This window comes from Allostigmatella hybrida, assembly GCF_020103775.1.
Taxonomy (GTDB): domain Bacteria; phylum Myxococcota; class Myxococcia; order Myxococcales; family Myxococcaceae; genus Hyalangium; species Hyalangium aurantiaca.
Genome location: NZ_JAHXBH010000013.1, coordinates 97,694 through 117,637, shown reverse-complemented (window position 1 = coordinate 117,637; position 19,944 = coordinate 97,694). Strand labels below are relative to the sequence as shown.

Here is a 19,944-nt window from a genome sequence, read left to right as displayed (position 1 = left end):
AAGGGCTACTATCTATAAACCCTCCAGGTCTATCAAGAGCCTACCCGTGGGGTCATCCTCCACCCGAACGTGAAGAAATTACTGGGGCATCCGGAAATGGTCCTCGATCCGGCCTGCGAAGCGGTCCGCCGCCTCAGGGGGAAGCTGGGAGCACGTCTGCAGGTGGAGGCTGCCATCGAGCACGTAGCTGTAGACCGCGAGGGCAGGGATGTCCTGGAGCACCTTCACTCCCCGCAGCTTGAAGCTCCCGAAGCCGGACTCAATGACGCCCAGGTTGACCAAGAAGAGGCGGCCCGGCGCGGTGAACATCTCCCACAACCCGGGCGCCCAGAGCAGCTTCGCGATCACGCCAAAGCCACCCGCCATCTTGTTGTAGTACTCGGGCTCGATGCCCGCGTAGGCCCGCTTGTCGATATAGGCCTGGTGTTCCTGATGGAAGTGGCGGGCCAGCTCCCAGAAGCCAGTCTCCGGGCGCAGGTCCAGCAGGAACTTCGGGTAGGTGGCGTAGTAACCCAGCGTGTCCGTCGGGAGGTTCAGCAGCGGCCGGGCGTCGAACGAGCCCACGAGCATCAAGCGGTGGGGCTTGGGGGCCGGGCAGAAGAGCTCCCGCGCGGTGAGACACAGCGCCGCCGACACGGCCCCCGTCACCGAGCTTTGCCCGCGGGCCATGGTGCCAAGGAAGTGCCGCGTCGCGTCCCGGCCTATCGTCACCATGCGGGAGGTGCCAGCCACCGAGATCTCCGTACCCCGCTTCTTCTGGGCCCCGAACGGCACCTTGAACTTGTTCACCCGGAAGACCTCCAGGCTCGAGAAGACCTCCTGGCCCGTCTTGGCGACGATGGCATCGGAATGCGGCGCCGACGGAGCGAGGCCCATCCCCGGCAGCCGGGAGAACAGCTCCTCTCGTGCCACCGGGAGCGCCTGGGGCTTCACCTCCACGGGGGCCCCGGTGCTCAACTGGTCATGGAGCTCGAACAGATCCCGCACCAGCCGCAGGAAGGCGTGAACCTCCATGTAGCAGTGCCAGATGATGGGAATGACCTGGTAGGCCTCGGGCTCGCCCTTCTCGCGGATGAACAGGATCTTCTTTTGCCCTGGGTCGCGCAGGTGGCGGGCGACGAGGCTTTCGAGGGTCTCTGTCCCAAGCTCGGAGAGGAACACGAGCTCCAGCTGGCGTCCTGGCTGGTACTCCAGGAAGAACTCGCCTCGCTTCTTCTCGACGATGGAGGCTCCCAGATAGGGGTAGCGCCTCTCCAGCAGCGCCGCCGCTTGCCTCATCCGCGCTTGATCAATCGAGCCCTCGATGTGCAGCACGGGGTTGATGTGCAAGTGGCCCAGGCGGTTGGCCTGGTAAACCAGGGACTCGAAGGCACCGAGACGCCGCTGCACGGTCGCGTTCCAGGAAGTCAGAAGCGCATCGTTCAGGAGCGGAGGGGCCTCCTGGCGGGCCGGCTCGGTCCCCTGTGGCTCGGCTGGAGCCTGCGAGATCGCGTGGGCGATCTTCTCGATGGTGTTGTGCTGGACGAGGAAGTTCGGGTCCAGCTTGAGCTGAAATTCCTTCTCGAGTTCCCGCAGGAGCGTGAGGGACAGGATGGAGTCCAGGCCCAGGTTCCACAGGGTCACCGTGGTGGGCAACGGCCCCTCCTGCGACACGCTGATCTCCCCGATGATCTTCAAGACACTTTCGATGACCGCGGTGCGGGGACGGGGGCCCGGGGCAGGGGGGCGCGCTCCCGGCAACGCTCCTGGCCGGGGGGCGTGAGGGGCCTCCCGGCTCTTGAGGCGGAGCTTGTCCACCTTGAAGGTTCCGGTCATCGGCATCTCGTCGATGAACTCCACCTCCACGGGGACCTTGTAGCCCGCGAGCTGCCCCCGGCAGAACGCGGTCACCTCTCGCGCTGACAGCGAGTGCCCGGCCCGGAGGCGGATGACCGCCTTGACCACTTCTCCCGCCGTGGGGCTCGCAATGCCGTAGACCGCCGCCTGCTGCACCGCCGGGTGGAGGCCGAGGACGCGCTCGACCTCGCTCGGGTACACGTTCTCTCCGTAGGAGATGATCATGTCCTTCTTCCGGCCGGCGATCGTCAGGTACCCGTCGGGCCGGATCGTCGCGAGATCTCCCGTCTTGAACCAGCCGTCCTGGAAGGACTCCCGGGTCGCGGCGCTGTCATTGAAGTAGCCGCTGAAGACCGTCAGCCCGCGGATCCACACCTCTCCCATCGACTGGTTGTCGCGAGGGACGTCCGCTCCCCGATCGTCGACGATCCGCACCTCCATGAGCTTGAACGGCCGGCCCGAGGTGGCAATCAGTTCGAACTGCTCGGCCTGGCTGCGCTGGCGGTGCTCCTCCGGAAGGAGGGACATCGAGATCTTTCCGCAGCACTCCGTCATGCCGTAGGACATGAAGAGCTCGCAGCCGAAGATCTGGAGGAGCTTGTCCACCGAGCCTGCGTCGAGCGCCGAGCCCCCGCAGGAGAGGATCCGCAACCGGCTGAAGTCGTGCGTCCCCACGCCGGGACTGTGGATGAGGAAGTGCGCTGCGGCGGCGGCGAGGTTCGTGCACGTGATGCGCTCGCCCGCGAGCAACTGCAAGAAGTGGGTTGGATCCGGGTCCGAGACGATGACGTGCTGGCCGCCCAGCCACGTCAGCGCGTAGATCGCGAAGGCATCCACCACGTGGTACATGGGCGAGAAGTGCCCCCAGACATCCTCGCCGGTGATGCGCATTTCCTCCGCGGTCGCGATCGCGTGATGGAACACCTGGCGATGGGTAAGGAGCACTCCCTTGGGAAAGCCCGTCGTGCCGCTCGTGTAATAGAGGTGGAACGCGTCGAACTCGGAGCCTCGCTCCGGGACGAAGGGAGCGTTTGAACCGGTGAGGGCCTCCTCGTAGCCGTGCGCCATGCCGGGCTTCAGGGCCTGCCCGGGAGGCGCCTGGCGCTCCTGTCCGCTGTGGGTCCACAGCACGCCGTTGAGCTGCAGGCCACCGAGGCTGACGGCCTCGGAGAGGGTCTGCGCGAAGTCCGGCGATGCGACGATCCAGCTCACGCCCGACTGCTGGAAGATGTGGTGCAGCTCGCGCGCGGTGAGCCGCACGTTGACGTTCAGCACGACGGCCCGGAGCCCGGCAGCGGCGAAGTGGGTCTCGATGACCTCCGTCCGGTTGCGGAGCATCACCCCCACGACCTTGCCTGGACCGACTCCTTGCTCCCGGAGGAACTGCGCGAGCCGTGACGCCCGGGCATGCAACGCGCCATACGTGTACTGCCGGGCACCGTCCCGGATCGCCACACGCTCCGCGAAGTGGGTCTTCGCGCGTTCGATGACGGCCCACAGGTCGCCAGGGGGCCCTTCGACGGAGGGCAGCCGCGGGAAGGCCTTGGGCACGGGGACCGCTGCGGACGCGAGGGCCCCCCGGAAGAAGTACGACTTCTTCTCGGGATCCACCAGGCACTCGATGAGCGTGCTCTGGCCTGCTTCCCAGGCGGTCCGCGCGGCCTGAACGCACGGGGCCAGCTCATCAGGGGTGGAGACCGATGCGAAGCGCAGGCCTGGGCGCCGGTCCTTGAACGCGCTCAGGTCGAACTCGGCGAGCTGGGTGCAGACCTCCGGCCGGTTCGTCGCCCGCTGGATGTCGCCGATCATTCCAAGGCGGCGGTCCCGGAGCACGACGGTGATGAGGGCTGGGGTGCCGGGCTCTCCCATCAAGCCCTTGAGCCCCGTCATCAGGAACGCGCCGTCGCCCACGAAGGACACCACGGGCACCGAGGGGTGCGACCAGGCGGCGCCGAGCGCGGCGGGGACCGAGTAGCCCATGCTGTTGTAATCCGCTGGGCAGAGAAACCGGTCCGGCGCGCTGAGCCGGAGCGCCTCGAGCGTGTGGATGGTCCCATTGCCCGAGTCAGCGCAGAAGATCGTCTCCGGAGGGAGCTGAGCCTGGACCGTGCGAACGAGTTCATACGGATCCAGCCCGCTCCCCAGCTGCCTCCGGCCACGAAGATCCTCCTCCACCCAGGCGTGGGCCGCCTGGAGCCGCTGGATCGTGCCGTCCGCCTGACGGGGAAAGTCACCGCGGTAATGCCTGTCGAGATGCTTCAGCAAGGACTGGAGAAAGACCCTGGCATCCGAGGTGATCCCGATCGCGGCAACCGCCTTATTCGGGACCGCTGGGTCGATATCCACATGGAAACAATACGGGGGGAAGCGCGCGCGATAATGAGCGCTTCCCAGCTCGCTGAGCCGCGCTCCAAGGATGAGCGCGCCGTCGCACTCCTCCGCGAGGGCCTTCATCGGGGGAGGAGTCAGGGGACCGAAGCCGCCCCACAGCCACAAGGGGTCCGTCTCGGGAAACACGCCCTTGCCGGAGAGCGTCGAGGCGACGACAGCGCCCGTCCGGTGCGCCAGCTCCACGAGCTCGGCGGAGCACGCCCGCGCGCCACGTCCCACGAAGAGCACGGGCTGCTTCGCGCGGAGGAACATCTGCGCCACGGCGTCCAGCTCGGCCTCCGTGGGAGCAGCGGCGGGAGCCTGCTGCTGGACCTTCGGCGCTGCGGGGGACGGACCGCCAGCCGATGCGCCGAGGGCCACGGGACACACCAGGCAGACGGGGCCTGGAGCGGAGGACATGCTGAGCTGGACCGCTTCCTGGAGGGCGCGTGTCATCTCCCCGGCCGAGGAGAGGACGGTCACCGACTTCGACAGGTGTCTCAGGGACCCAAGCCAGGGCATGGACGGAGAGGAGGCCACGATCAGGACCACGAGGGGAACCTGGTCGAGGTGGGCCTCACCGACTCCCGACAGGACCGAGGAGAGCGCCCACTCCTCCGGGAGGATGATGGCGGCGGGCTGCTTCGATGAGCGCGAAGCGCCGTCCGCGACGAACCCCAGGTTCTGATCATGACGCACGGTCTTGACGGGCAGTTCGCCCGAGGACAGGGCCTCGGCCACGGCTTGCAGCCGTGCGTCTCCAGCGATGAACACGGAGCCGAGCCCGCTGGCCTGGATGCCTTGCTGCAAGGCTGGGAGCCACGAGGCGCCGAGGGCCACGGGGCTGGGAGCCACCGCCTGGGCCGCGGCATGGCTGACTTCGCAGATGACCACTTCGGGAGTGCGAAGCGTCTCCACGAGCTGGCGGGCCAGGGCCGCCTCGTCCGTGGCCCGGAGGAGCCGGACACGGGCGAGCCGTGAGACGAGTTCGAGGCTTTCATCCTGGGCCGAGCCGCGCCCGGCGAGAATCACGAGGGGAAGGCGCCGCTCGGCCGCTAGGGTGAGCTCTGGCGCGAAGGCCACGAGCGACTCGGCATCCGTGGCCGCGACCGCGAGCTTCTGCGAGAACGCGGCGCCCAGCGCCAGGGGAACCGCGCCCCGGCGGGAGGGAACTCCCTGGTGGTTCAGGTCGCTGACGGCGTAGAGCCCGCCACGCCCCAGAGTGGCCGCACAGGTCTCCAGTGCGCTGGCCAGCGCCGGAGGGAGCGAGGCGTTCTGCCACGTGGAGGCGCTTCCCAGGGGCCTGACGGCCTGCGCCGGGCCGCGGAAGGCCGACGTCCGCCGGAGCAGGTGCATGGGCACCTCGAGCGCGCACGGACCGGGCTCGCCCCCCAGCGCGGCATCCACGAGCCGCGCCACGGTCTCATGCACATCATCGTCCTCGGTCAGACGGTGGACCGCCTTGCAGAGCGGGGCGAGGACGCCCAGGTTGTCGACATCGTGCAGCTGGTACGAGCGGCCCTCTTCGCGCCCACAGCCCGTCGTGAGGATGAGCAGGGGCGTCTGCGTGCGGAACGCGAACTCGATGCCCGGCAGGGCGTGGGTGATGCCGGGGCCGCCGATGACGTTGACACAGCCGAGCTGGCCGCTGCTCTGGTACTGCCCGGCGGCAAGGTACGCCGCACTCGCCTCGTTGGCGATGAGCACGGGCTCCACCACGCCGCGCCCGAGCATCTCGTACAGGCGCAGGTTCTGGACTCCTGGAATCCCAAAGCAGCGAGGGATGCCAGCGGCCCGGAGCGCAAAGCCGAGGAGCTGACTGGTGTCATAGGTCTCGTGGAGCGTGGGACGCTCGAACAGCTCACTCTGTATCCGCATGCTTCGCCTCGCGTCTTCCCGCTTCCCGCCAGGCCGGAAGCGGTAACCATGTCCCGTCAGGGGACCTCTTGTAGTGCGAAACCCCGGAAGACCCCGACGGGCCTCCCCCGCTCATCCCAGGAGACCACGTGGAGAGACTGCCGGCTGTCCTGGGTGCTCTTCCGCCGGGCGAAGACCTGCACCGGGCCCTGGGGAACGGCATAGAGATCCGCGGCCTCGATCTCCAGGGGAAGCAAGGTTCTCGCGCGCGACAGCACGCCCAGGGAGAACCCCACGTGGAGGACGGCATTGAGCAACGTGGAGGGCCACCCGGGTGTGTCCGGGGCTTCCTGCCAACCGCGCTGGGGCCGGCCGGGAGAGGCGACGGCCGCGAGCAGCTGATCCGGTGAGCGGTGCCGGTAACAGACGCCCGCGAGGAAGGCCGGCCCGTGCCGGATCTCCTTGGGAAGGGCATAGAGCTCCGCGTAATCCGCGGCACCGGCGAAGTCGACCCGCTGAAACCGCGCGGCGCGCGCTTCCGGCTCGCCCATCAGCACCTCGCCGGAGGCATGCGTCCGGAGGATGTACGGCGAACCCCCCCGGGGCGGAGCCATGCGGGACGAAATGACGACGGAGATCCGGTCCGGTTCCGTCTCCACGGGCTCCGCGGTGACCGTGAGCTGGAGGCTGCGGTGGCCCTTGAAGCGTGCGGCCTGGACAAAGCGCACGTTGCGCACGCCCCGCACCGTCCGGTGCGGCAGCATGCGATGGGCCGCCTGCGTCATCAGCCCCAGGAGGTACGCGGCGGGAAGTACCGGCAACCCCTCGACGACATGGTCCAGCAGGTAGGGATCCGTCTGGATATCCATGGCGCGCTCAAAGCGCCACGTTCCTTGCTCCACGGAGACATTCCCCAACTGCGGCTCGTAAGCGCTCATGCCGAGGCTGCCTCCGCGATGTGGAGCACCGCCAAGGCGTAGCCGCGGCCCAGGGCGATGAGCCCCGTCACCGTCCCTCCGGCGGGGCGGGTAGGGTGCAGGGTGATCAACCGCGAGAAGGCCTCTGGCTCATCCGTGAGCCAGGGGATGGCGGCGGGCACCACTCCCTGCTCCGTCCACCGGGAGAAGCCCACCTGCAGGAGGGAGTCCCGAAGGCCATGCCCCGTGCACTTCACCATGGCTTCTTTGATGCACCAGCCCAGGCTCCACAGCTCATCGGGCGTCCGGCCATGGAGACGCTGGCAGTGCATGAGCCAGTCTTGCTCGGCGGCGGTGAACACGTCCTCCAGGAAGCTGGGCTCCCGCTGCCTCACCCGCTCGAGATCGACGCCCACGCGTCCTCCTTCCGTGGTGCTGGCCACCGCCAGCTCGTGAGAGTGGGTGATCGACACGTCACAGGCCGGACACCCGGGAGGCAGCTGTGCCATGGGGCGTCCCTGCTCAGGGCCCGCCATGATCTGGCAGAGCCCCAGGTCGTGCGCCGCCAGTGGGACTCCGCCGAGCTGGAGCTGGTGGAGCAGCGCGGACTTCGCGGCCACCCTCCCGGCCAGGTGCGCCACCCTGCGCTCGGGCATCCGATGCATCCCGCTCACGGCAAGCTCCGCCTGGGTCAGGACCGTGGCGAGTGTTCCCTGAGGGTTGGACTCCCACGCCTGGCGCACGAGGGGCTGGGGCACCACCGCGAGGGTGATGTGCGGGCCTCCTGGCAAGCTCACGCGGAGCGGATCCACCTGGCACCATTCAGCCATGGGGGGCAGTGAGCAGCTGCTTCAGCGCCGGACCAATCCGCCGGTGGAGAGAGAAGCGGAGCTCATCGATCTCCGCGTACACCTGGAGGGTTTTCGGATCAAAGGCCACCACGCGGACCCTCGCGGTCTCCTCGGTGCTTCCCAGGTAGGTGCACAGCACGCAGATCTCCTGGTCATAGGGCAGAGGCGCATGGAGACGAAGCGCCTCGGCTCCCGCCGGCAGCGCGATCCGCTCATGGTGGAAGTAGGTGAGGATTCCGCCCGCGTGGTGGATGGAATCCAGCGCCAGCGGCGCCACCCGCAGCTCCGGCTTCTGCGCGAAGGAGAAGAACTCACCGGCACGCTCTTGTGTGATCCACGCGGCCATCTGGTTCCCCTCGAGGAACCGCAGGTGCCGGAACCCCTGCATCAGAGGGCCCAGGAACACGTCGTGCGTGGGGTTGTAGACCTTCCGGGCATCGCTCCGGCCGGCGGCGGTGAACAGCGCTGCCGTGGCTGGCGCCACCTTCGCAGGAGCGGGTGGGTGAGAAGCCAGCAGGACGGTGGCGGAGGCCAGCTTGCGGCGGATCGGCGCCAAGTCCGCGCGCGGCCGCAGCTCCATGTCCATCTGGACGGTGAGGGGCAGGGGCCCTGGTGCGTGTTCCTTTCCCTCCTGGACGGTGACCACGAGGCGGGTCGAGCGTCCGGGCCAGACCTTCGCGGGGTGGTGGAACTGGATCTGCCGCATCCCCACCACCTGCATCCCCGGCTTCAGCCGCAGGCTGGCCTCCGCCATCATCTCCATGGCGAAGGAGCCGGGCAGGACCGAGACCCCCTCCACCTGGTGCTCGCGGAGGTATGGGTCGCTGTCGAGGTGCAGATTCCTCGCGGCCTGCAGGGAGTCCGCGGTCCGTTCGAGGACTTCCTCGATCAGGGGGTACTCCTCCCGGCCGTGAGACGCGGCCTCCCGAGGGCTCTGCCGGCCCTGATACTCCTCGACGATCAGGTGGTAGTTGGTCCCGCCCATTCCAAAGGCGCTGATGCCGGCCCTGCGAGGGCCCCCATTCTCAGGGGAGGGCCATGGCCTCTTCTCGGTGTTGACCGCGACGGGCAGCTGAGCCCAGGGGAGGTCGGGGGTGGGGCGCTCGCAGTGAATCTGGGGCGGCAGGACCTTGTGCTCGAGGCTCTTGAGAACCTTGATGAGGTTGACCACCCCCGCCGCGGAGTGGAGGTGGCCGATCATCGACTTGACCGAGCTGATGGCGACCGAGCCGGGCGGCCGTCCCGCGAGGACCTGGGAGTAGGTGGTGACCTCCGTGACATCCCCCACCGGTGTCGCCGTCCCATGGCAAGCGATGTACTGGATGGAATCGGGCTGGACTCCCGCGTTGGCCAGGGCTTGCCGGACGGCCAGCTCCTGGCCTGCCGAGCTGGGCGCCAGCAGGGACTTGCCCTTGCCGTCGCTGGAGGCGCCAAGGCCTCGGAGGATCGCGAAGATCCGGTCACCGTCCCGCTCCGCGTCCTGCAAGCGCTTGAGGACCACGACGCCCGCGCCTTCTCCTGGGATGAAGCCGGAGGCGCCGGCGTCGAAGGGACGGCTCCCCTTGTCGCTCAGCCCCTGGAAGGTGCAGTTCACGGTGTACAGCTCCGCCGTCATGTCCGCGAAAGAGCCGCCCGCCAACACCGCATCCGTCTCCCCGAGCTGGAGGCTTGCCACCCCTGCCCCGATGGCGGCCATGGAAGAGGCACACGTGCTCTCGAACGTCCCGGTGGCGCCCTTGAAGCCGTAGCGATGGGCAATCAGCGAGGACTCCGTGCTGCCCGAGGCTCCCGCCATCGAGAAAGGGGACAAGGGGGCAATGCCCTCTTTGAACTTCCGCTCGGTCTCACCCGCGATCCGGCTGGCACTCTCCTCGGAGAGCCCGCAGGAGACGAGCACCTGGTGCAGGCCCGCATCCATCTCGGAGTAGCCGACACGCACCTCGATCTCACGCTCTCGCTCGCGCCAGGGCATGTCCGCCATGAAGACGGCGGTCCGCTCCGCGGCGGGGGGAGAGATCTTCGCCGTCCGCATGGCCTCGGCCGCGGCGGTCAGCGCGTACTGGTGGGTCCGATCCAGCTGCGGAACGAGGGACGACGGAAGGCGAGCGGCCTCCGCATCGAAGCGGAACCCATGTATGAAGCCGCCGAGCGGGCAGTAGATCTTCCCCACCCCTCGCTGCGGATCGTAATAACGCTCGAGCGCGAAGCGCTCGGGTGGCACTCGAACGATCTGATCCTTCTTCTCCAGGATGTTCTCGAAGAAGGTGCCGCTGTCCTGGGCGCCCGGAGTCAAGGAGCCGAACGCCACGACGGCGACCGGCACTCGCTCGGGCTGCTTCCGTGTCTTCGCCGCCAGCCGCGCGTGGAACTCCGGGACGTACTCCTCCAGCGTGAGGTGGTAGGCCTGTCCCCCCATGGCCAGCGCGTTCAGGCTGGCCCGGCGGGGAACTCCCTGAGCGGGGGCCTCCCAGGCGGCAGGCTTCGAGAGAACACGCAAGGGCGAGCCTTCCGCCCGCAGCTCGGGACGCAGCTGGCGCACGTGCCGCTGCGCCGGAAGCTCCCGGTGCTTCAGGGCCATCAAGGTCCGGATGAGGCCGGGCACCGCCGCCGCCGCGTGGAGCTCGCCGGCCATGTCCTTGGCCGAGCCGGCCGTCACACTGCCAGGGGCCACTCCCTGGAACACCTCGCCCATGGCGGCAAGCTCCGCGGTCTCCAGGAAGTCCACGCCGTTGGCGTGACACTCGAGCAACTGCACGGATTCGGGCCCGTATCCTGCCTGGGCGTAGGCACGCCGGGCCGCCAGGGCCTGGGCCCGGCCGGGAGGGGTGAGCAGCGCGCCAGGGCTGCCCTGGTTGGCCCCGCTGATCCCGCGGATGACCCCGTGGATGTCGTCCCCGGCCTCGAGCGCATCCCCGAGCCGCCTCAAGGCAAAGAAGCCAACGCCCTCTCCCAGCAGTGTCCCGCTGGCCCGCGCATCGAACGGGCGGGGGAGTTCCTCTCGGGTCAACATGCCCATGCGATCGAACGAGACGAAGCTCGCGGGCGATAGATATGCGCTGGCGGCTCCCACGAGCGCGAGATCGTAGTCGCCCAGGGCCAGGCCCCGGGCGGCATGTTCGAGCGCCGCCAGCAGGGACGTGCTGGCGGCGTTCACCATGTAGTGAGGGCCCTTCAGGTCGAACAGCGCGCAAGCCCGGCCCAGCGCCAGGCTCATCCCCGCCACGGTGCCGCGAGTGACCTCTCGATGGCTGATGCCGCTCAGCGCCCGGTCCGCCTCCGCGAAGAGGCGCTGGCGGTCCTGTTCGGAGCGCCCGGACGTCTCGAGCGCATGCTGAAGCGCATCCCGCAGCTGAGGCATGTAACGGAGGTAGGGGTGGGCGATCCGCAGGTCCAGCCCCAGCTCCGCCCCGCCCAGGATGACGGCCGTGCGCTCCCGTGCGAAGGGACGCTCATGCAGGCGGGCATTCTCGAGGGCCCGGCGGATGGCCTCCACCGTGTAGAACTCGCTGCGGGGCAGCTCGTCGAGCATCTTCGGCCCCATCTTGTATTCCCGCCACGGCACCTCCAGCGGCTTGAGGAAGGAGCCTCGCCACACGGCGCCCTTGTCCAGCTCCGCGGGGTTGTTGCTGTGGTACGTCTTCCAGGAGAAGCGGTGGGAGGGAACCTCGGAGAAGCCAGGCGTGCCACCGGAGAGGTGTTGCCAGAGCTGCTCCGGCGTCTCCACGCTTCCGACCAGACACGAGGCTCCGATGATGGCGATGGGCATCGCGGCCCGGCCAGGTGACTCAGCGCTGGGGTTCATTCCACATACTCTTCGAGGACAGCGTGGTAGTTGGTCCCGCCAAGCCCATAGGAGTTGACGGCGGCCCGGCGTGGCGTCCCCTGGGTGTGCCAGCCCTGGGGCTCGCGAGGGAAGGCCAGCTGGCCGTCCCACGGGACGCGCGGGTGGAGGGTGGCCCCCGTGAGGCTCGGCGGCAGCATCTGGTTGCGCAGCGCGAGCACCGTGCGGATGAGGCCCGCGGTGCCGGAGGCCACGTACGAGTGCCCGATGATCGGCTTCAGCGCGCCGATGGAGGCGGGGTTGTTCTTGCGGCCATAGACCTTGAGCAGGGCTCCCGCCTCGGGAATGTCGCCTTCGGGCATGGCGGACCCATGCGCCTCGATGTACTGGATGCTCGCAGGCTCGATGCCGCCAGCCTCTAGGGCCCGCCGGATGGCCAGCTCCTGGCCTCGCTCCTGGCTGGCGAAGAGGGACCGGGTGAACCCATCGGAGGAGCCACCCGTGCCCCGGATCAGCGCGTGGATGCGGTCGCCGTCACGCTGGGCGTCCGAAAGCCGCTTCAGGACGAGGAGCCCACACCCCTCGCCATGCACGAACCCATCCGCCTCCTGGGCGAATGGCTGGGACCGGCCTGTCGGGGAGATGACCCCCGCGTAACACATGCTCACGCAGAAGGGCACGGTGATCTGGGACCACGCCCCTCCGGTCACCGCCACGTCCCAGCGGCCGTCCCGCAGGCCCTGGATGCTCAAGGACACGGCGGTGAGCGACGAAGCGCAAGCGGACTCCACGGTGAAGGCCGGGCCGCGTGCATCCAGGGCCCGCGCCAGCCGGGTGGCCGGTGCGCTGGTGAGGATGCCCGGGAGCGTCTCGGAGGAACTGGGCAGGGTCTGCCGCTGGAAGAGCTCCCGGGCCTCTTCGATGAAGGATTCCACCCGCTCCGCCGGAACCCCCGCGCCCTGGAGCGCCTTCCGGTAGACGTCCGCGAACTCCGGGTACGCCAGCCGGGCTTCGATCAGGGTCTCCCGGTGGTTGCCCGGAGAGGTGGCCACGATCACCGCCGTCCGCTCGGAGGGGAGGGCTCGCCGCGGACCATACCCCGCGTCACGCACGGCATCCCTGGCGACCTCGAGACACCACAGATGGGTATGGTCCATCTGGGCGACCGCGGTGGGCGGCAGGCCAAACTCCCGGTAGGGGAAGGGCCTGCTCTTCACCAGCGCGGCCTTCGGCGTGTAGACCCGGAAGAAGGCCTCCCGGTTGCGCGCCGCCACCTTGCCGGGCTCGTGATAGAGCGACACGGGCCAGCGCTCCTCGGGCAGATCCCCCACCGCGCTGCGCCCCTGGATCGCGCGCTCCCAGAGAGACTCGGGATCATCCGCGCCCGCGTACCGGCAGGCCATCCCCACGATGGCAATGGGCTCCACCGGGGGCGGAGGGGCGGAGACCTGGGGCCTGGGCCGCGAGTCCCCGGCGACGTACTCCTCCAGCACCGCGTGGTAGGCGATGCCGCCAAAGCCGGCGGCGTGGATGGCCGCGCGCAGGGGCCCGTGTTCAGGCAGGGCCCGCTCCTCGTTGATCCGGAAAGGGGTGGCCTCCAGCGGGAGCTCAGGATGCCGCGTCCGGAAGGTCCGTTGAGGCAGGAGCTGCCGGTGGCGCAGCGAGTGGATGACCTTGAGCATCGCCGCGAGGCTCGACGCGGCCTGGAGATCCCCGACGGATTCGGCGACGGCGCCGAGTGAGACTTGGCGCGCGCCCTGGTAGGCGCCCCCAAGGCCCGCGATGAGGTTCGCGTCCCAGCCCGGCACGCCCGTGGCCCCCGTCTCCAGGTACGCGATCGAGTCCAGGTCCACATGGGCCCGCTGGAGTGCCTCGGCCGCCGCCCGCTGGTGAACCTGGGCGTGCGTTGCCGTCATGACGGGGCCGCTTCCCTGGTTGACGCCCGCGACTCCGCGTAGGACGGCGTGGATGGTGTCGCCATCCCGCTGAGCGTCCTCGAGCCGCTTGACGAGCAGCATCACCGCGCCTTCCCCGAGCGCCGTTCCATCGGCCCGGGCATCCAGCGGGAAGGCCCCGTGAGAGGACAGCCGGCGCAGCTTGCTGTGGAGCACGTACTCCATGGGCGAGAGGGCGGGGCTGGCGGCTCCCACGAGTGCCATGTCCCACTCGCGGCTCATGAGCCCCTGAACGGCGGTCTCCAGGGCCGCCAGTCCCGAGGCCGCATGGGCATCCACGCAGAAGTGCGGTCCCTGGAGCCCGAAGAAGCCGCAGATGCGGCCCAGCACCGGGCTGACGAAGCCCCAGAAGGCCCAGTCATCCGATTGATCCACGTACTGCTGGATGAACTCCTTCTGGACGGTGTCCAGGATGTGCCCAGCTTGTTCCGCGGGCATCTGCTTCAGCGCTGGGGACTGCCGGGCGGCCGCGAGCAACTCCGGCAGCCGCCACTTGAAGTTGAAGCACTGGTTGCTCTTGCGCCCCATGCCCGAGGAGCCAGCGATCACCGCGAACCGCTCCCGGGGGAAGCTCCGCTCGGGCGTGTACCCGGCGCCCATCATGGCTTGATAGGCGGCCTCCAGCAGCATCAGCTCCATGGAGTGCAGCAGCCGCGTCTCGATGGGCGGCAGCCGGAAGCGCTTCCAGTCGAGCCGCAGCTCGCCGGCGGGCGCCCCCATCAGGGAGTAGGTGCGATCGATCGCCTCCAGCTCCTCGCTGCCGTACTTGCTCCAGTCCCAGCGAGGCTCCTTCAGCTCCCGGACGGAGACATGCCCGGACTGGAGGTTGCGCCAGAACGCCGGGACGTCGTGCGCATCCGGCAGAATGCAGCCCATGCTGATGATGGCGACGGGCTCTTGCCGTGGGCTACCCATGGGCCAGGCTCCTTTGCGCGCGGAGGAATCCGGACGGATCCAGCGAGCTCACGAGGGATGACTTCTGCTGGGGCGTGTAGGCATCCACGCTGATCGAGCAGTAGTCACGGGCCTCGAGGCAGACCCTTCCCTCCTCATTCCACACGGTGAAGTTGTAATAGAGCAGCTCCCCCTCCTCCCGGGTCAGCTCCGCCCGGCACCAGAGCCGCTCTCCCGGCTTCGGGTCGCATCCCAGCGACAGCCGGCTGGCGGCCTTGGGCACGGGGGCCCGCAGGTTGTGGAGGATTCCCAGCGTGCCGGCCAACTGGAAACATCCATCGAGGAAGAACGGATCCACCCAGAACCGGGCCCGGGGGACGGAGGCAAAGTAGCCATCGGGCTCGGGCACGCGCAGGCACGCGATGGCCTGCCGGGGGCTCAGGTAGCTGATCCAGTCGACCCGCCGGAATCGTTCCCCCACGTGGAAGTAGGCGTCCTCCACGTAGGAGCGGCTGAAGGGGATCTCCCCATCGGGTCCGCGGGCTGCTCCGAAGCCCGGCTCCACGCGCCTGTCAGGCCGTGGGCCCAGCAGGACCGACGCCCGGTAGTGCAGCACCTCCGGGCGCAGCACGGGGCCTCGCGGGTGGTGGATGTCCACGTACGCGGAGAGCTCCCATCCTTCTCCCCGGGGCTCGCTTCGCACCTGCGCCTTCACGGAGCGATCGGGCCGCACCCGGATGAACTTCTCCAGGGAGACATCGCGCAGCTCGGCCACCTCGCCACCGCCCACGAGCGCGGCCACCTCCGCCAGCCACTCGATGGCCGCCGCACCGGGCAACACGGGGGTGCCGTTGACGAGGTGCTCCTGGAGATACACATCCTCCTGGAGATCGAACGTGCGCTCCCGCCCTCCGGCCTGCCGGGCCGTCCCCAGCATGGGAAACCGGCCCACGGGCTGAACCGGAGCCGCAGAGGCGCTCTCCACCTCGGGGAGCCGGTCCTGGAACAACGGCCGGAGCGCCAGCCGGCGCCTGCGCTCCAAGGCGGCCGGAATCCCTCCCGCGGCGAAGTCCATCGTCAGCGTGGTGGGCTCGTAGGCCATGCTGAGCACGTTGTCCGCCCGGCAGAGGGTCCTCATCGAAGGGGAGGCCCCGCCGCTGGGTTCACCGCAGTCCCGCAGGAACTCCACGGCGGTGTCCAGGGTGATACGGCCCCACCGCTCACCGATGAGCTGCTCCATCCGGCGATAGCGGTGGATCGAGTCCTCCTGCATTTCCTGGAGCATCTCCAGGGCGGCGGCTTCATGGCCCCGAGCCTGCTTGTGTGCGGCGACGAGGTGATTGGAGGAGACCACGAAGTCCTTGCCGGCTCCGGTCCTGTACTGGCCGGAGTAGGGGCCCGTCTGCTCCCAGACCTGCGCCGTCCCGGAGCGGTGGGCCAGCATCAGGTTCCAGCTGCCCCCGCGCGGCAGTCCTTCGAGAATGCGGGACGCCTCGTCCATCGTCCTGGCGCGGGAGAGCAGCTCGCGGTTCTGGAACGTGAGCGGGTAGAACGTCCGCCGGTCCATGGGGGCCACCGGGACGTTGATGCCCAGGCTCAACCCTTCCGCATTCATCCCGGCGCACGCTCCCAGTGCGCCGGCCCAGAAGGTGATCGAGACATAGGGAATGCGCCCCGTCACCCGGTAGACGATGCAGCATGGCTGCATGAGCCCGGCCAGGGTGGGGTAGGGGATGTCCAGGTTGTGCCCATGGAGGACATTCCCATGGGCGGTGGCCTGGCCCAGGACGGCGAACTGAGAGCAGCCGATGGGCGCGCCGGACACGATGTCCAGGATGAGCGCGTAGTAGAGGAGCGTCTCCCGGGCAATGCCGCTGGTGTCGGCAATGCCCTGGAGCTCCTCGTGAACGTCGGGTGGCAACAGGGCGGCCAGTCCTGACATCCGCGCCGTCACGTCCTGCGCCTTCATTCCCAGCTTCGTCAGGACGGGGCGGAGGGCGGACGCTCCAAGCGTCACGGTCCGCTCGAGCTCCTGCCGCATGAGGCTGCCGTACTGCCTGCCCACCTCATACGGACTTCCCGACAGGACCAGCAGCGGCAGTGACGCTGCTGCCTCAGATGGCATAGCGGGTTCCACCCGCCTGCTTGGCGGTTACCTGGAGTGCCTCCTTCTCGTGACGCGGCCACCCGCGGGAAGCGAAGGTCCTGTCATCCGCGATGACGACCTCGCCCGCCCTGCCTCCGTACAGCAGCTCGCCCACGAACCAGTAGGCCCCCTCGGCGGTGTCGATGACGCAGACCCCCGCCTTGCCCAGGCGCTCCAGGTAGTCGCGGTTGTTCTCCACGATGCCGGCGCCCACCCAGACGGGCCAGTCAATCGTCACGCTCCGCACCTCGGGCCGCAGGGCGCCGTACACCAGCCCGGCCTTCGCCACGAGGGCGTTGGCCGCGGAGTAGTCGGTCTGGCCCTGGTTTCCGTAGCGGCCACTGCCCGAGCCGAAGTTGATGAAGAATTGAAGCGCATCGCCCCGGGTCTCGTGGGCCAGCACCTGCCAGAGGTGCGCCTTGGAGGCCAGCGTGCGGACAATCGCGTCCGCCGACTTCATCGGCAGGCTCTTGGACTCCTCGATCGTCGCGCCATGCACGATGCCGTCGATCCGGCCGTACTGCCGGCGAACCTCGGCGAGCAGGCCCCGGACGGCGGCCGGGTCCGTCATGTCACAGACCTTGTAATCCAGCTGGAGCCCCTGGGCCCGGCAGTCCTCGAGGCTCTGGTGCAGCTCCCTCCGGCGCGCGATGTCCGTGTCAAAGGCCTTCATGCCCTGCACCGGCGTGGCCCCCGGATGGGCGGCCATGTAGCGCTTCACGAAGCTCATCCGGTAGGCCGGCAGGTCCGCCTCGGGGATCTTCAACCACTCCTCGTTCCCGTTCGGAGGCACCGTGCGGCCCGTGATGATCACGCGCGCACCGGTCACCTGAACCAGGAGCTTGGCGCAGTGATAGACGACCCCGCGGCCTCCTCCCGAGACGAGCACCACGGAGCCCGGAGGGATGGACGCCGCCGGCCCGGTGGCCGCGAGAGGCGTCTCGATATCCCGGAAGACGTACCGGCGCCCGCCGTTGTAGCCGGTCTCGACATCCGGATCGGAGCTGACCAGCTCCGTCCAGAGCTGCTCGGCCCAGGCGGACGGCTCGCGAGGATCCAGGTCCACGGCCTTGCACCGGGCGCTGGGCAGCTCCCGCTTCAGGCACTTGATGAAGCCTCCCGCGGCACCGGCCAGAGGAACTTGGCCCTGGGCGTTCCGATGGCCGAAGAAGCCGCCGCCCGCGGTCGCCACCAGATACCAGCCGCCTCCCGCCATCTCGCCAATCCGGTCATATACGGACAAGGCGCTGTGGTAGAGGCCCAGCGTGAACGCATTCACGGTGGAGGCCCACGTGGCGGCATCCAGCTCCGCGAGCTTGGGCGCCGGAGCGGTGGTGTGCAGCAGGATCAGCCCATCGAGCGGCTGAGCCGGGGCCGCCCCCGGTTGCAGGACGGCCACCCGGGCACCCGCTGACTCCAACCGCTGCGCCAGCTGCTTGTAGGTCCCCTGGGCGTCGGCGGTGATGCCCAGCGTCTTGCCTCGCAGGTGAGCGATGTTCTCACCCTTGGGCTGCGTGGATTGCTCGACGGGGTGGACCTCATACCGCTTCGCGGAGAACTGGGCCGGAGGGGTGAGCGGTCTGGCGGGAGCGTCCAGCTTGCCGCGGAGGTGCGCGGCCAGCCGCCGCAGCGACTCCGCATCTCCAGTGGCCTCACAATGGGCCACGAACCGGCGGACATCGTCGAGGCTCAGCTCCCCCTGAACGGCCGCAGGCGGGGCCAGAGGCTCGGGCCTGGGCGGGGCGGCGCTCTCCGCGCGGGGCGGGCTCGCGAGGCAGGCCGCCATCTTGCGCAGGGTGTTGCAGTCGCGTACCCGGAAGCGCTCATCCGGGGGCACGCCGAACGCGGCCTGGGCGGCGGAGAAGGCTTCGAGCTGGGTCTGGGGATCGATTCCCAGGTCCACTTCCAGGTCGAAGTCGGGGCCCAGGACCTCCGTGTTGTAGCCCGTCTTCTCCTGAAGGGTGGTGGTGAGGAACGCCAGGAGCTGCTCCTCACGGGTTGCCACGGCGGCAGGGGGGGCCGCACTCCCAGAGGCCTTGCCCACGAGGTAGTCCACCATCTTGCGGAGGGTGTTGTAGTCGCGGAGCCGGAAGTTCTCGTCCTTCTCCACGCCCAGGTTGACCCGGACCATGGCGAAGGCTTCCACCTGCTTGACGGTATCAATCCCAAGATCTGCTTCCAGATCCAGGTCCAGCTCGAGCATGTCCTCCGGGTAGCCGGTCCGCTCCACCAGGGCGCCCACGAGCTGCTTCGTGATGGCGTCAGCCTGGGCCGCAGGGGCGGCGCTGCGAGGCTGCGGGGTGACAGGAGCCGGGGTAGGGGCAGGCACTGCCTTGCCGGTGGCCGGAGCGGAGCCCGAGGCTTTGCTGGTCAGATACTCGGCCATCTTCCGGAGCGTGTTGTAGTTGCGGACCCGGAAGTTCTCGTCGCGCTCGAGCCCGGACTGGGTGCGCGCCACGGCAAACACCTCGATCTGGGTGATGGTGTCGATGCCCAGATCGACCTCCAGGTCCAGGTCGGGCTGGAGGATGTCCAGCGCGTAGCCCGTCTTCTGCGCCATCGCGCCCTGGAGGAACTCCAAGGTCTGTGCGACGGAGCCGGCCGGAGGGGCCACCGGGGGCGCCACGGCCACGGGGGCGGCTCCGCCCGGGGCCCGCTGCACCAGGTAGTCCACCATCTTGCGGAGCGTGTTGTAGTCCCGCAGACGGAAGTTCTCGTCCTTCTCCACCTTCAGGCTGACCCGGGCCTGGGCAAAGGCCTCGACCTGCTTGACCGTATCGATGCCGAGATCCGCTTCCAGATCCAGGTCCGGCTCCAGCATGTCTGCGGGGTAGCCCGTGCGCTCGACCAGAGCGCCTGTCAGCAGCTTCATCACCTCTGCGGCGGGGACGGGGGCCTCGGGGGCTCCTGGCCCGGGCGCCGCGGCACCTTCCTTCTTCGCGGCGTCCATGCGGGCCAGAGCACGGTGCGTCTCCTCCAGAAGGGTCTCCAGCGGGGGGCGCTCGTTGCGCAGCGCGCAGCCGTCCACGAAGGCGAGGACCTGGGTGAGCGTCACCTCCCGGCCCGAGGCGGCGGGCCGTTCCTGGGGGAGGCGCTTCAGAATGCCTTGCGCGATCGATGCGATGGTCGGGTGCTGTTCAGGATGCAGGGCCATAGGCGTGGGAATGCCGAGCTTCCGTTCGGCGGCGGTGACAGCGTCGTTGATCTCTTCGGGCGTCATTCCAAGGTCGTTCACCAGATCCACCTCATGGCCGAAGAGCTCAGGCGGGTAGCCCACCCCTCTCACCAAGGCGGAGATGACTTCTTCCTGGATCGACTCCAATGTCGCGAGAGCCAT

At 68.9% G+C, this 19,944-nt stretch carries 7 protein-coding genes; all 7 read right to left on the bottom strand.

The genetic code is table 11. From position 1 onward, the window contains the following. Positions 1-78: 78 nt before the first annotated feature. The 7 genes from KY661_RS20660 to KY661_RS20630 are packed head-to-tail and all read right to left on the bottom strand — an operon-like array spanning position 79 to position 19,944. On the bottom strand, positions 79-6,084 hold the full coding sequence (locus tag KY661_RS20660) for an AMP-binding protein (RefSeq protein ID WP_225411850.1): 6,006 nt from the start codon (positions 6,082-6,084) through the stop codon (positions 79-81). 56 nt (positions 6,085-6,140) lie between these two features. Continuing rightward, a complete protein-coding gene (locus KY661_RS20655; RefSeq protein ID WP_225411849.1) occupies positions 6,141-7,001 on the bottom strand; it encodes a polyketide synthase dehydratase domain-containing protein in 861 nt (286 codons plus the stop codon). After that, complete coding sequence (locus KY661_RS20650; protein WP_225411848.1) at positions 6,998-7,777, bottom strand: 4'-phosphopantetheinyl transferase family protein; 780 nt, start codon at positions 7,775-7,777, stop codon at positions 6,998-7,000. Before KY661_RS20650 ends, KY661_RS20655 begins: the two co-directional genes overlap by 4 nt. A gap of 25 nt (positions 7,778-7,802) precedes the next feature. Then, positions 7,803-11,633, bottom strand: coding sequence for a polyketide synthase family protein (locus tag KY661_RS20645; RefSeq protein WP_225411847.1), 3,831 nt, complete (start codon positions 11,631-11,633; stop codon positions 7,803-7,805). After that, positions 11,630-14,482 (bottom strand): beta-ketoacyl [acyl carrier protein] synthase domain-containing protein, encoded by a 2,853-nt coding sequence (locus KY661_RS20640; RefSeq protein WP_225411846.1) that lies wholly within the window; start codon positions 14,480-14,482, stop codon positions 11,630-11,632. The genes KY661_RS20645 and KY661_RS20640 overlap by 4 nt, the downstream gene beginning before the upstream one ends. After that, entirely contained in the window at positions 14,475-16,586 is a 2,112-nt protein-coding gene (locus tag KY661_RS20635) for a C45 family autoproteolytic acyltransferase/hydolase (protein WP_225411845.1), read from the bottom strand. Before KY661_RS20635 ends, KY661_RS20640 begins: the two co-directional genes overlap by 8 nt. Beyond that, entirely contained in the window at positions 16,576-19,944 is a 3,369-nt protein-coding gene (locus KY661_RS20630) for an SDR family NAD(P)-dependent oxidoreductase (protein WP_225411844.1), read from the bottom strand. The genes KY661_RS20635 and KY661_RS20630 overlap by 11 nt, the downstream gene beginning before the upstream one ends.

What these genes read in the sequence shown, in the direction of transcription:
- KY661_RS20645 (WP_225411847.1), bottom strand. Translation starts at nt 11,633, where the DNA reads ATGAACCCCAGCGCTGAGTCACCTGGCCGGGCCGCGATGCCCATCGCC.
- KY661_RS20660 (WP_225411850.1), bottom strand. Translation starts at nt 6,084, where the DNA reads ATGCGGATACAGAGTGAGCTGTTCGAGCGTCCCACGCTCCACGAGACC.
- KY661_RS20630 (WP_225411844.1), bottom strand. Translation starts at nt 19,944, where the DNA reads ATGGCTCTCGCGACATTGGAGTCGATCCAGGAAGAAGTCATCTCCGCC.
- KY661_RS20635 (WP_225411845.1), bottom strand. Translation starts at nt 16,586, where the DNA reads ATGCCATCTGAGGCAGCAGCGTCACTGCCGCTGCTGGTCCTGTCGGGA.
- KY661_RS20640 (WP_225411846.1), bottom strand. Translation starts at nt 14,482, where the DNA reads ATGGGTAGCCCACGGCAAGAGCCCGTCGCCATCATCAGCATGGGCTGC.
- KY661_RS20655 (WP_225411849.1), bottom strand. Translation starts at nt 7,001, where the DNA reads ATGAGCGCTTACGAGCCGCAGTTGGGGAATGTCTCCGTGGAGCAAGGA.